The sequence below is a fragment of the Alcaligenes sp. LTN-3 genome, from assembly GCF_059735605.1.
Map to the genome: position 1 here is coordinate 1,220,553 of NZ_JCAPDN010000001.1, position 12,019 is coordinate 1,232,571.

Consider the following 12,019-nt stretch of genomic DNA (forward strand, 5'->3'; position numbering starts at 1 on the left):
TCCTACATATTGATGCCGTCAGGCATTGGGAAAAAAGTAGGGTGGCGGTAGACCTTGCTGTTGGAAGGCTCGAACAGCGGGCCTTTGTCGCCAGGGCTGGAGGCCGCGATATCGGCGGCACGCACGACCCAGATGCTCACGCCTTCATTACGGCGGGTGTACACATCGCGGGCATTGTTAATCGCCATTTCGGCGTCTGGAGCGTGCAGGCTGCCCACATGTTTGTGGGCCAGGCCGTGCTGGCTGCGAATGAAAACTTCCCACAGGGGCCAATCGTTCTTGCTCATAACTGAAAATTCCTTGCTGTGCAGCGGTGCTGTCAAAGCGCCTGCTGCGAATCGGATCGAATCAGAAACCGTACCGGCTTCTTAGCCTTGATGATCAGGCTACCTTGCGGACGCCTTCCTGCTTTTGGGCATGGGCATCCAGTGCATCACGGAACCAGGCGCCATTTTCGTGGGCCTGGACTCGGGCTTGGAGTCGCTCACGATTACAGGGACCATTGCCCTTGATCACTGCCCAGAATTCTTCCCAGTCAATCTCGCCAAAGTCGTAGTGACCGCGCTCTTCGTTCCAGCGCAGATCAGGGTCGGGAATGGTCAGGCCCAGGTACTCGGCCTGAGGTACGGTCTGATCCACCATCTTCTGACGAAGTTCGTCGTTGGAGAACAGCTTGATTTTCCACTGCATGGACTGAGCGCTGTTGGTGGAGTCCGCATCGGAAGGACCGAACATCATCAAGGCAGGCCACCACCAGCGGTTGATGGAATCCTGAACCATCGCCTTTTGCTCGGGCGTGCCATGCAAGCACATCTGGAGCAGCAAGTCGTAACCCTGGCGCTGGTGGAAGGATTCTTCCTTGCACACACGTACCATGGCACGGGCGTAAGGACCATAGGAGCAACGGCACAGCGGAATCTGGTTAATGATGGCTGAGCCGTCAACCAGCCAGCCGATCATGCCGATATCGGCCCAGTTCAGTGTGGGGTAATTAAAAATGCTGGAATACTTGGCTTTGCCCGACAGCAAGTCATCGACCAGCTTGTCACGGCCTACGCCCAGTGTTTCGGCAGCGCTGTACAGGTACAGACCGTGACCGGCCTCATCCTGCACCTTGGCCATCAAGATGGCTTTGCGTTTGAGCGAAGGGGCGCGGGTAATCCAGTTGCCTTCAGGCAGCATCCCGACGACCTCGGAGTGCGCGTGCTGAGAGATCTGGCGCACCAAGGTTTTGCGATAGGCTTCGGGCATCCAGTCCCTGGCTTCGATGCGGACACCCTCATCGATGCGCTCTTGGAACCGACGTTCTTCGTCGGACATCTGCTCGACATCCTGGACCTGCTTGACGCCTGTCTCTACAAGTTGTGCATACATGACCATCCCCGGTAAGAGTGCTGAAAGCGCCCAAACAAATTTTGTTTCGACGCAAACCATATACACTTCATTATTTAATACGAAAAATTTGATGTCAATCGCAAAACCGTATCATATGAGCCCAGAACAGATACTTTAAGGGTAAATACTTAGACGTAAAAAAACCGAGGAGCGACAAATCGCTATCCTCGGTTTTAATCCAGCCAAAGCGCCCCCACCTAGAACAGGCTGCCCGATTACCTATCTGGCTCGGACCCGCGCAACATCGACCTTGCCTGTTCTTGCTGCTTACAGACGGATGAAGTGCTCGCGGTAGTGTTTCAGCTCGTCAATGGACTCATAAATATCGGCCAAGGCCTCGTGACGGCTTTGCTTGACGAAACTTTTAACCACTTCAGGCTTCCAACGCAAGGCCAGCTCTTTGAGCGTACTGACATCCAGATTACGGTAGTGAAAGAAGGCTTCCAGGCGGGGCATGTAGCGGTACATGAAACGGCGGTCCTGACTGATGGTATTGCCGCACAAAGGCGATTTGCCAGCCGGTACGTGCTCTTTCAGGAAGTCCAGCAACTGGTCCTCGGCCTGCGCCTCGGTCAGGGTAGAAGCTTTGACCTTGTCGATCAGGCCACTGCGGCCATGCGTACCCTTGTTCCAGGCGTCCATGCCATCGAGCAATGCATTGCTTTGATGAACCACCAGAACCGGGCCTTCGGCCACCAGAGTCAAGTCTGCTTCTGTTACCACGACCGCAACTTCAATGATGCGCTCTTTGTCCGGATCCAGTCCTGTCATCTCCATATCGAGCCAGACCAGACGCTGTGTATGAACCGCCATATAATCATTCCTCAAAACGCCCATTTTACATATAGCCACCTACATGCTGACCTTGTTGTTCATTATCTTTCTGCTTGCAGACGTTTTGCTGCGCTTTTATCTAGGCCTGCGGCAGATCCGGCACGTTTATCGTCATCAAAACGAGGTGCCTGCCGAGTTTTCCGAACGCATTGGCCTGCATAGCCATCAACGTGCAGCGCGCTACACCATCGCACGCACCCGACTGGGCTTGAGCGAGCGTCTGGTCGAAGCCCTGGTGCTGCTAGGCTTTACGCTGCTGGGAGGCTTGCAATGGCTGGATGTCACGCTGGGCAACTGGATCAGCCATGAGCTGCTGCGTCAGCTCGCCCTGATTGGCGCGGTATTAGCGATTATGGGTGTCGTGGGCCTACCTTTTGCCTGGTATCGCAAATTTGTACTGGAAGCACGCTTTGGTTTTAACCGCATGAAGCCCGCGCTGTTCTTTGCCGATATCGCAAAAACGCTGCTTATCATCCTGATTCTGGGTACCCCCTTGTGTGCCGCCCTGCTCAGTCTGATGGATTGGGCTGGCCCATCCTGGCCCTGGTACGGCTGGGGACTGTGGCTGGTTTTCAACCTGCTAGTGCTGTGGCTGTACCCGCGTGTTATCGCCCCCATTTTCAATACGTTCAAACCGCTGGAAGATACCAGCCTGCGTGAGCGCATCAATGCCCTGGCGCAGCGTTGCGGCTTTCAGACCAATGGCTTGTACGTAATGGATGGCTCGCGCCGCTCCGCCCATGGCAATGCGTACTTCACCGGCCTGGGTCGCCAAAAGCGCATCGTATTTTTTGATACCTTGCTAAACAAGCTGCAACCCGAAGAAGTGGAAGCCGTGCTGGCGCATGAGCTGGGTCACTTCAAACATCGCCATATACAACGTCGCCTGCTGATCAGCGTGCTCACATCCCTGATCTTTTTCCTGCTGGCTGGCTGGGCCTGGGGCAAGGTGGGTTTTTATACCGGGCTGGGCGTCATTCCACAACTGGGCCGCCCCAACGATGCCCTGGCTCTGATCCTGTTCTTCATGGTGGTACCCACCTTCACCTTCTGGATGGGCCCCTTGAGCGCCCTGCTCTCGCGCCGGGATGAGTATCAGGCCGACAGCTTTGCCGCCCAGCACAGCCAGGCCCAAGACTTGATCAGCGCCCTGCTCAAGCTCTATAACGACAATGCCGCAACCCTGACACCCGACCCTGTGCACTCTGCCTTTTACGATAGCCACCCCAACGCGATTGATCGCATCCGACACCTGAAAAGCCTGGCATGACATCTCACTATATTAGCGGTCTGGTGACCGCCGCCCACGGTCGCCACTACTTTGTCGAGCTGCCTGATGGCGAAACCATCAAGTGCTTTCCACGCGGAAAAAAAGCCGGAATTGCGGTTGGCGATCAGGTCAATGTACTGATGCAGGCCAAAGGAGAAGGCTCTATTGAAGCGGTGCAGGAGCGACGCAATCTGCTGTATCGCTCTGACGATTTCCGCACGAAACAGTTTGCGGCCAATATCGATCAGCTTCTCATTGTGGTCGCGCCCGAACCTGCTTATTCCGAAGACCTGCTGGGGCGCGCCCTGGTCGCGGCCTGGAGTGTAGATATTGAGCCGGTGATCATTCTGAACAAAGCCGACCTGGGCACCCATCTGGAACGTGCGCGCGCCAAGCTGGCCCCCATCGCCGCTTTGGGCGTGCCTATTCTGGAAATGGTCGCACTGGAACCGGAACAGACACGGGAAGCCCTGGCACCCTGGCTGGCGAACAAGCGCACTTTGCTATTGGGACAAAGCGGCATGGGCAAATCCACCCTGCTCAATGCTCTGGTCCCGGATGCAGGCGCGCTGACCCAGGAATACTCGCAAGCCCTGGGCGCAGGCCGACACACCACCACCAGTACCCGCCTGTATCACCTGCCCAATAGCGGCGACCTGATCGACAGCCCCGGTTTCCAGGCCTTTGGCCTGTCGCACATGACACAGGAAGATATTGCGCACGGTTTCCCCGACTTTCGCAAAGCCGTGGAGTCCTGCCGCTTTTATAACTGCACCCACAGGCATGAGCCGGGCTGTGGCGTACTGGCCGCTATCGAAGCAGGCAGCATCCACCCTGAGCGGCACGCGCTATACCAACGACTACTGGCCGAGCACGAAAACAAGCCACGTTATTAAGGGAATGAGGGGCGAAACACAACGCCCCTTTTTTTTGAAGGCAGGATCCGCTGCCAGAGTGCCCGCTTGACAGGCCTGATTACAGGCCGTTGGACCGAGTATCCCCGCCAGCGGACAACTGCACCCAGGCAGCCGACAAATGGTGGTAGAGATTGCGGATCAAGACCGCTGTGGCACCCCAGATAAAATATGAGCCCCAAGGAATCGAAAAGTAATAGCGTCCCGCCCCATCCGGCAAATCCGCGTGGTGCAACTGATGGCGCTGCGGGTCTAACAAGACCGACAAGGGCACTTCAAAAACCTCGGCCACTTCGGAACTATCGGGCAAGACCTGAAAGCCCTCTTGCAACTCGCCAATAATGGGGCGCATTGCAAACTGGGTACTGGTGACAAAAATAGGATGCTGACCCAGGTAACGCACAAAGCGCGGCTCGATGCCGATCTCTTCCTGGGTTTCACGCAGGGCCGCTTCTACGGGCCCCAGATCCGACGCCTCGATACGCCCACCAGGAAAACTGATCTGCCCAGCATGGTTATGCAAATGCATAGCCCGACGTGTAAAAATGACGGTGGGCCCCTCCGGGCGCTGCATCACGCCAATACACACGGCGGAGCGCACATTCATGGAACCGGGCAAAAACTCTGGATAAAAGGAGCCGCGAAACAATGGCTCGACCTGCCACTGGATGGGCTGGGCAAAGGCACTACGCAGAAAATCCAGTTGTTGGGCCTGAGCAGGCAATTCAGGCAAAGCGTCTAATGCAACCAGGGGCTGGCTGCGAGGGTCGAACCCAGGAACGATAACGGGCCTGATACGAGGCTTATCCATAAGAACGGGCAGTGATCCCACATAAAGACAAAGGCACCCGCCTGGGTGCCTTTGCATCGCTGTTCGCTAGGGGATTAGTTACCCGAACGACGAACGAGTTTTTCTTTGATGCGAGCGGCTTTACCCGAGCGTTCGCGCAGATAGTACAGTTTAGCACGACGCACAGCGCCACGGCGCTTGACTTCGATGCTGGCGATCTGCGGGGAGTACAGTTGGAATGTACGCTCAACGGCTTCGCCAGAAGAAATCTTGCGAACGGTGAAAGCAGAATTCAGACCACGGTTGCGACGGCCAATAACCACGCCTTCGTAAGCCTGCACGCGCTTGCGTGTACCTTCAACCACGTTTACGTTCACAACAACAGTGTCACCAGGACCGAACTCGGGAGGCAGCTTGCCACCGGTCAGGCGCTGGATTTCTTCTTGCTCAAGAATAGCGATCAAATCCACGATTGACTCCAAAACCATCGTATCAGCCGCACACATTATAAAAATCGCGCTGACAGAGGATGAAAAAATGATTAGCCAATGATTCTATCAGTAAAAGGCTTAAATCACCAAGCCTTTTGAGTGATTACGGCTGCGTTTCCAGGCGTTTAACTACGTTAAAATACGACACTTTGGGCATCATGCCCCTGTATTAAACGCAGTAAAAGCGCAGATTTACTCGCTTCGCCTCTCCCTTGGCAAAAAGGGCCGACCTTATTAAAGGACACAGTCTATGCATGCTGAATACAAAGTTCCTGGCGGCAAGCTGGTCGTGATCGATCTGGATGTCAAAGACCATATGATCGAACAAGCACGACTGAGCGGCGATTTCTTTCTGGAACCTCCCGAAGCACTGGGCCTGATCAATCAAGCCCTACAGGGCTTGTCCGTCAATAGCAGCGCCGAAGAAATTGCGGCTCACGTTAGCCGCGCCCTACCTACCAACATCGATATGTTCGGCCTGGACTCGCAGGCGATTGGCGTGGTCGTGCGGAGGGCCTTGGCATGATGAGCTGGAACGAGTTGCCTTGGGAGCTGATCCATATGGAGCCGCAGCCCGCTGCCCTGCATATGGCGCTGGATGAAATTATTACCCAGGAAGTCAGTGAAGGCACCCGCGCCCCTACCCTGCGTATCTGGGAGTGGCAGGAAGCTGCTGTAGTAATTGGACGTTTCCAGTCCCTGCGAAATGAAATTGAAGCCGAGGCCGCCGCCCATCACGGTATTCGTGTGGTGCGTCGCATCAGTGGCGGTGGCGCCATGTTTATCGAACCTGGCAATACCATTACCTATTCGCTTAGCGTACCCAAACAATTTGTAGCCGGCATGACCTTTCAGGAGTCCTACGAGTTTCTGGACTCATGGGTCATTGAAGCCCTGCGCGACATTGGTATTGATGCCTGGTACCAACCGCTGAACGACATTACCAGCGCCGGTGGAAAAATTGGGGGTGCCGCACAAGCACGACGTGGCAATGCCGTCTTGCATCATGTCACCATGGCCTACGACATTGATGCTGACAAGATGTTGGAAGTTCTACGCATCGGCAAAGAAAAGCTCTCGGACAAAGGCACCACCAGTGCCAAGAAACGCGTGGACCCTATCCGCAGCCAAACAGGTATGAGCCGTGAAGCGGTTATAGAAGCCATGCTGGATATATTCCGCAAAAAGACGGCTCTTAAACCCGGCACACTACCCACTTCAACATTGGAACAGGCCGAAAAACTGGCACGCGACCGCTTCCTGTCAAACGACTGGACACAACTGGTGCCCTGATCGCCCCCTCTGGAGCAGCACAAGGACGTGGCTTCAAAACCCGCCCATGCTGCCCAACCATAACAAGCCAGGAATACTGGCACCCCACACAGCAACCAAACACACATCCATGACCTTGGCTTTGAAAGACAAGGGCTTGTTAAATGGACTGGAAGAAGCTGCAGAGCGAACCGGGCCACGGAAACGTGGAGTGGCTTGCGGACGGTAATGACGGCTTGGACTAGACATGGCTAACTCCATTTACTGTTTTCTTATACAGTACTGTACTTAAAACCAGCAACCAGTGCAATCAGTACCTATCATGATGTTGCGCTTGCCCCACTGACACACTGCAAACCCAGTCCTGACGCCACTTACAGCCAATTGGCCATAAAGCGTACCATCCCTACCCTAACCGTCTTCGCGACTGAAAAGCCACTTGCATCCAGTGCTTTGCACAGTAGTTCCATACCGTAACGATGCCCACAAAAAAGCCCTCGTGCCATAAGCAGGAGGGCTTTCTGTCTGAGCCTAAAGGCCAAGTAGCAATTACTTGTTAGGCTGAGGCGTCACACGCAGGTAGGGACGAATCTCGGTGTAGCCTTTAGGGAACTTCTGCTTCAGAACTTCAGGATCTTTCAGGCTAGGAACGATAATCACATCGTCGCCGTCTTCCCAGTTCACTGGCGTAGCCACGCTGTGGCTGTCGGTCAGTTGCAGGGAATCGATCACGCGCAGAATTTCGTTGAAGTTGCGGCCCGTGCTGGCAGGGTACGTAATGATCAGACGCACTTTCTTGGCAGGGTCGATGATAAACACCGAACGCACTGTCACGGTGGTGCTGGCGTTGGGGTGGATCATATCGTACAGATCCGACACCTTGCGGTCCGCGTCAGCCAGGATGGGGAAATTAACGGTGGTTTTTTGAGTTTCGTTGATATCGTCAATCCACTTGCCGTGGGAATCAACATCATCAACGGAAACAGCAATTACTTTTACGTCGCGCTTGGCGAACTCGTCCGCCAGCTTGGCGGTATAACCCAGTTCGGTGGTGCACACAGGCGTAAAGTCGGCTGGGTGGGAGAACAAGACGCCCCAGCTATTACCCAGAAACTCGTGAAACTTGATGGTGCCGGCGGAGGATTTTTGTTCAAAATCAGGGGCCAGGTCACCCAGACGAAGTGTAGCCATTGCGTTCCTCTTTTTGAAATGCAGCCGCGATCAGGAGATCGTCAACTTAAATGATCAGGACTAGTCAGATGATTTTGTCAGTATAAAGAGCGCGTTTCAAATAATTTAAAGCTATATCAATATACCGAAAAAAGGCCCGGCAGCCAAACAACTGCACGGGCCTTGATGGCTTGAGCCAGGTCGGCTTACAGCAGTTCGGTCGTCAGGTAAGGCATCAGCTCCGCACCATCAGCCACGGATTGAGCCAAAGCATTAGCACGTGGCAACAAGTGGCTGGCAAAGAACACGCTGGTCGACAGCTTGCGGCGCAGGAATGGATCCTGATCACCTTCGCTCAGTGCTTTTTCTGCTGCCAAGGCGGCACGAGCCATCTGCCAGCCGGTCAACACATAGCCGGACAGCATCAGGAAAGGTACGCTGCCCAGGAACACGGCAGGCAGGTCTTTCTGAGCATTCATCAAGGTGAACATGGCAGCACGTTCCACACTCTTGACACCTGCCTCCAAACGATCAGCGATCAGGGTCAGTGCAGCTTTGTGCTCACCACCTTGAGCCGCACGTTCACGCAGCTTGGCAACAGTCGCGCCCAGCTCCGGAGCCAGGCCCTGGATCACAGCGCCGGCATCACGCAGCACCTTGCGACCGATAAAGTCGTTGGCCTGAATGGCAGTGGTGCCTTCATAGATAGGCAAAATGCGCGAATCGCGGTAGTGCTGGGCCGCACCGGTTTCTTCGATAAAGCCCATACCGCCATGCACCTGCACACCCAGGGAAGTGACTTCCAGAGACATTTCAGTGCTGAAACCCTTGACCACAGGCACCAGGAATTCGTACAGAGCCTGATAACGCTTGCGGGCATTTTCATCTGCACTGTGACGCGCCTTGTCGTTCACACCAGCGGCGAAGTAAGCCAACGCGCGGGAGCCTTCCGTCAGGGCACGCATTTGCACCAGCATGCGCTGCACGTCGGGGTGATGGGCAATCGACACGGCCTTGCCGCCAGTCAGAGGCGCACCCTGCACACGATCGTTGGCGTATTCAAGGGCCTGCTGGAATGCACGTTCGGCCACGGCGATACCCTGCACGCCCACCGCGTAACGAGCCGCGTTCATCATGATGAACATGTACTTCAGGCCTTCGTTTTCCTTGCCGACCAGGTAGCCGACAGCGCCCTCGCCCACATCGCCTTTGCCTGAGCCATACAACAGTACAGCGGTTGGGCTGCCATGAATGCCTAGCTTGTGCTCCAGCGATGCACACCAGACGTCGTTACGAGCGCCCAAAGAGCCATCGTCGTTCACCATGAACTTGGGCACGATAAATAGCGAAATCCCTTTCACGCCGGCAGGTGCGTCGGGCGTGCGGGCCAGCACCAGATGGACGATGTTCTCGGCCATATCGTGCTCACCGTAAGTGATGAAAATCTTTTGACCGCTGATGCGGTAGCTGCCGTCATCCTGAGGAACAGCGCGGCTGGCAACCTGGGCCAGATCCGAACCGGCCTGAGGCTCGGTCAAGTTCATGGTGCCGGTCCAGCGGCCTTCCAGCAATGGAGGCAGGAAACGTTCTTTCTGCTCGTCCGAGCCGACCATGGATACGGCTTCGATCACGCCGTCCGTCAGCAAAGGACACAGGGAAAAAGCCAGGTTGGCGGCATTGATGTTTTCACAAGCCACGGCACCGATCAGCTTGGGCAGGCCTTGGCCACCCAGTTCGGCTTCGTGCTGCAAACCCTGCCAGCCGGCTTTGGCAAATTCTTCAAAGGCTTTTTTAAAGCCAGGTGTGGTGGTGACCACACCGTCATTCCACTTGGCGCCATTCTGATCACCGGCGCGGTTCAAAGGTGCGACTTCCTGCTCAACGAAACGGGCGTTCTCATCAATAATGGCATCGATCAACTCGGCCGAGAAATCCTCAAAGCCAGGCAATTCCAGCACACCAGGTAGATCAGCCAGCTCTTTAAGTGCAAAGCGGATGTCTTGGGTGGGTACACGATACGTCATGAACACTCCTACACAGAAACAAAAAGGACCGAAGCCACAACCAGGCCCCTGGGGTATACGCACTGAAAAAAAGCCTGCTGGAAAAGTATCCAGCAGGCCGTTTGGCGCTTAGAGCGCTTTTTCTAACTCAGGCACAGCCTCAAACAGGTCCGCGACCAAACCGTAGTCAGCCACGCCAAAAATAGGCGCTTCGGGATCTTTATTGATGGCCACAATGACCTTGGAGTCCTTCATGCCAGCCAAGTGCTGGATGGCACCAGAGATACCCACAGCCACGTACAACTGAGGAGCGACGATCTTACCGGTCTGCCCCACCTGCCAGTCGTTCGGTGCATAGCCGGCGTCCACTGCAGCGCGCGAGGCACCCAGGGCAGCACCCAGCTTGTCAGCCAGACCGTCCAGCAATTTGAAGTTTTCGGCGCTGCCCATACCACGGCCACCGGACACGACCACACCGGCACCTGCCAGTTCAGGACGGTCGCTCTTGGCTACTTCACGGCTGACGAACGTCGAACGGCCCGAATCTGCCACAGCGCTCAGCTCCTCAACAGCGGCACTACCACCTTCAGCGGCCACAGCGTCAAACGCGGTGGTACGCACGGTGATCACTTTCACGGCATCGCTGGACTGAACGGTGGCCACAGCGTTACCGGCATAAATCGGACGGGTGAAGGTGTCTGCCGACTCGACGGACAAGATGTCCGACAATTGGGCGACATCCAGCTTAGCGGCCACGCGAGGAGCAATGTTCTTGCCCGAAGCGGTGGCAGGGAACAGGATGTGGCTGTAGTTCGAAGCAATGGCCAGCACTTGGGCTGCCACGTTCTCGGCCAGACCCTCAGCCAATGCAGGCCCATCGGCCAGCAGCACTTTGCTGACACCCTGGGCTTTGGCAGCCGCCTGGGCCACGCCAGCGGCCTGATTACCCGCGACCAGAACATGCACATCACCGCCGATCTTCTGAGCGGCAGCCAGGGCATTGAGTGTTGCAGCCTTCAGCTGCTGATTGTCGTGCTCGGCAATAACAAGGATAGCCATTTAAATCACCTTCGCTTCGTTCTTCAGTTTCTCGACCAGTGTGGCAACATCGGGCACCATGATGCCAGCAGCACGAGCTGGGGGCTCGGTCACTTTCAAGGTTTTGATACGAGGAGCCACATCAATGCCCAGTTCTTCAGGAGTCAGGGTTTCCAACGGCTTTTTCTTGGCCTTCATGATGTTGGGCAGTGTCACGTAACGAGGCTCGTTCAAGCGCAGGTCAGTAGTGATCACGGCAGGCAGGCTCAGTTTCAGTGTTTCCAGGCCACCGTCCACTTCACGAGTGACCGATACGCTATCGCCCGACACTTCAACTTTGCTGGCAAACGTGGCTTGTGGCCAGTCCAGCAAGGCAGCCAGCATCTGGCCGGTCTGGTTGGCGTCGTCGTCGATCGCCTGTTTACCCAGGATCACCAACTGAGGCTGTTCTTTGTCCACCACGGCCTTGATCAGCTTGGCCACGGCCAAAGGCTGCAACTCGACGTCGGTTTGTACCAAAGTGGCCCGATCAGCCCCAATGGCCAGCGCCGTGCGCAAGGTTTCCTGGCTTTGCGCCACACCGCAAGAAACAGCAATCACTTCAGTGGCTGCACCGCTTTCTTTGAGGCGGGTGGCCTCTTCGACAGCGATTTCGTCAAAGGGGTTCATGGACATTTTCACATTGGCAATGTCCACCCCGGTTTGGTCAGATTTCACGCGTACCTTGACGTTATAGTCAACTACGCGTTTCACGGGTACTAACACCTTCATGTAATGTTCTCCAGTGCAGTCTTAAATAAAAATTGTTCTGTTGAAATAAGGCTTTGGAAGAATTCCAAAGC

Annotated in this window: 14 protein-coding genes; 4 read left to right on the plus strand and 10 right to left on the minus strand. The window is 55.5% G+C overall.

The features are described 5' to 3' along the window. Nucleotides 1-2 precede the first annotated feature (2 nt). The 3 genes from paaB to orn form a co-directional block, all read right to left on the minus strand. On the minus strand, nt 3-287 hold the full coding sequence (paaB, locus tag AC6I6N_RS05745) for a 1,2-phenylacetyl-CoA epoxidase subunit PaaB (RefSeq protein WP_094197105.1): 285 nt from the start codon (nt 285-287) through the stop codon (nt 3-5). A gap of 94 nt (nt 288-381) precedes the next feature. Beyond that, nucleotides 382-1,374, minus strand: coding sequence for a 1,2-phenylacetyl-CoA epoxidase subunit PaaA (gene paaA, locus AC6I6N_RS05750; RefSeq protein WP_094197106.1), 993 nt, complete (start codon nt 1,372-1,374; stop codon nt 382-384). Between the two features lie 288 nt (nt 1,375-1,662). Beyond that, entirely contained in the window at nt 1,663-2,208 is a 546-nt protein-coding gene (gene orn / locus AC6I6N_RS05755; protein ID WP_094197107.1) for an oligoribonuclease, read from the minus strand. Between the two features lie 43 nt (nt 2,209-2,251). Here orn and AC6I6N_RS05760 point away from each other — a divergent pair, with 43 nt between their 5' ends. Then, complete coding sequence (locus AC6I6N_RS05760) at nt 2,252-3,499, plus strand: M48 family metallopeptidase (protein WP_108727671.1); 1,248 nt, start codon at nt 2,252-2,254, stop codon at nt 3,497-3,499. Beyond that, nucleotides 3,496-4,395 carry a ribosome small subunit-dependent GTPase A gene (rsgA, locus tag AC6I6N_RS05765; protein WP_321277893.1) on the plus strand — a complete coding sequence of 300 codons (900 nt, stop codon included), beginning with the start codon at nt 3,496-3,498 and terminating at the stop codon, nt 4,393-4,395. Before AC6I6N_RS05760 ends, rsgA begins: the two co-directional genes overlap by 4 nt. A 79-nt stretch (nt 4,396-4,474) precedes the next feature. Here rsgA and AC6I6N_RS05770 read toward each other — a convergent pair whose 3' ends face one another. Both AC6I6N_RS05770 and rplS read right to left on the minus strand, forming a co-directional pair. Next, a complete protein-coding gene (locus tag AC6I6N_RS05770; RefSeq protein WP_094198382.1) occupies nt 4,475-5,146 on the minus strand; it encodes an NUDIX hydrolase in 672 nt (223 codons plus the stop codon). Nucleotides 5,147-5,298: 152 nt separating this feature from the next. After that, a complete protein-coding gene (rplS, locus tag AC6I6N_RS05775; RefSeq protein ID WP_094197110.1) occupies nt 5,299-5,673 on the minus strand; it encodes a 50S ribosomal protein L19 in 375 nt (124 codons plus the stop codon). 271 nt (nt 5,674-5,944) lie between these two features. Here rplS and lplB point away from each other — a divergent pair, with 271 nt between their 5' ends. Next, nucleotides 5,945-6,220, plus strand: a complete 276-nt coding sequence (gene lplB, locus AC6I6N_RS05780; RefSeq protein ID WP_162496894.1) for a lipoate-protein ligase small subunit — start codon at nt 5,945-5,947, stop codon at nt 6,218-6,220. After that, a complete protein-coding gene (locus tag AC6I6N_RS05785; RefSeq protein WP_162496895.1) occupies nt 6,217-6,987 on the plus strand; it encodes a lipoate--protein ligase family protein in 771 nt (256 codons plus the stop codon). The genes lplB and AC6I6N_RS05785 overlap by 4 nt, the downstream gene beginning before the upstream one ends. A gap of 33 nt (nt 6,988-7,020) precedes the next feature. On the opposite strand, the gene AC6I6N_RS05790 is transcribed toward AC6I6N_RS05785, so the two are convergent. From AC6I6N_RS05790 to AC6I6N_RS05810, 5 genes are all read right to left on the minus strand, one after another. Next, nucleotides 7,021-7,215 (minus strand): hypothetical protein, encoded by a 195-nt coding sequence (locus AC6I6N_RS05790; protein ID WP_094197111.1) that lies wholly within the window; start codon nt 7,213-7,215, stop codon nt 7,021-7,023. A gap of 300 nt (nt 7,216-7,515) precedes the next feature. After that, entirely contained in the window at nt 7,516-8,157 is a 642-nt protein-coding gene (locus AC6I6N_RS05795; RefSeq protein ID WP_094197112.1) for a peroxiredoxin, read from the minus strand. Nucleotides 8,158-8,342: 185 nt separating this feature from the next. Then, on the minus strand, nt 8,343-10,160 hold the full coding sequence (locus AC6I6N_RS05800; protein WP_427955833.1) for an acyl-CoA dehydrogenase: 1,818 nt from the start codon (nt 10,158-10,160) through the stop codon (nt 8,343-8,345). Nucleotides 10,161-10,268: 108 nt separating this feature from the next. Next, nucleotides 10,269-11,198 carry an electron transfer flavoprotein subunit alpha/FixB family protein gene (locus AC6I6N_RS05805; protein WP_086060209.1) on the minus strand — a complete coding sequence of 310 codons (930 nt, stop codon included), beginning with the start codon at nt 11,196-11,198 and terminating at the stop codon, nt 10,269-10,271. After that, nucleotides 11,199-11,948, minus strand: a complete 750-nt coding sequence (locus AC6I6N_RS05810) for an electron transfer flavoprotein subunit beta/FixA family protein (protein ID WP_094197115.1) — start codon at nt 11,946-11,948, stop codon at nt 11,199-11,201. Nucleotides 11,949-12,019 lie beyond the last annotated feature (71 nt).

Coding starts and splice junctions, on each gene's coding strand:
- paaB (WP_094197105.1), bottom strand. CDS start 287: ATGAGCAAGAACGATTGGCCCCTGTGGGAAGTTTTCATTCGCAGCCAG.
- paaA (WP_094197106.1), bottom strand. CDS start 1,374: ATGTATGCACAACTTGTAGAGACAGGCGTCAAGCAGGTCCAGGATGTC.
- orn (WP_094197107.1), bottom strand. CDS start 2,208: ATGGCGGTTCATACACAGCGTCTGGTCTGGCTCGATATGGAGATGACA.
- AC6I6N_RS05760 (WP_108727671.1), top strand. CDS start 2,252: ATGCTGACCTTGTTGTTCATTATCTTTCTGCTTGCAGACGTTTTGCTG.
- rsgA (WP_321277893.1), top strand. CDS start 3,496: ATGACATCTCACTATATTAGCGGTCTGGTGACCGCCGCCCACGGTCGC.
- lplB (WP_162496894.1), top strand. CDS start 5,945: ATGCATGCTGAATACAAAGTTCCTGGCGGCAAGCTGGTCGTGATCGAT.
- AC6I6N_RS05785 (WP_162496895.1), top strand. CDS start 6,217: ATGATGAGCTGGAACGAGTTGCCTTGGGAGCTGATCCATATGGAGCCG.
- AC6I6N_RS05790 (WP_094197111.1), bottom strand. CDS start 7,215: ATGTCTAGTCCAAGCCGTCATTACCGTCCGCAAGCCACTCCACGTTTC.
- AC6I6N_RS05795 (WP_094197112.1), bottom strand. CDS start 8,157: ATGGCTACACTTCGTCTGGGTGACCTGGCCCCTGATTTTGAACAAAAA.
- AC6I6N_RS05800 (WP_427955833.1), bottom strand. CDS start 10,160: ATGACGTATCGTGTACCCACCCAAGACATCCGCTTTGCACTTAAAGAG.
- AC6I6N_RS05805 (WP_086060209.1), bottom strand. CDS start 11,198: ATGGCTATCCTTGTTATTGCCGAGCACGACAATCAGCAGCTGAAGGCT.
- AC6I6N_RS05810 (WP_094197115.1), bottom strand. CDS start 11,948: ATGAAGGTGTTAGTACCCGTGAAACGCGTAGTTGACTATAACGTCAAG.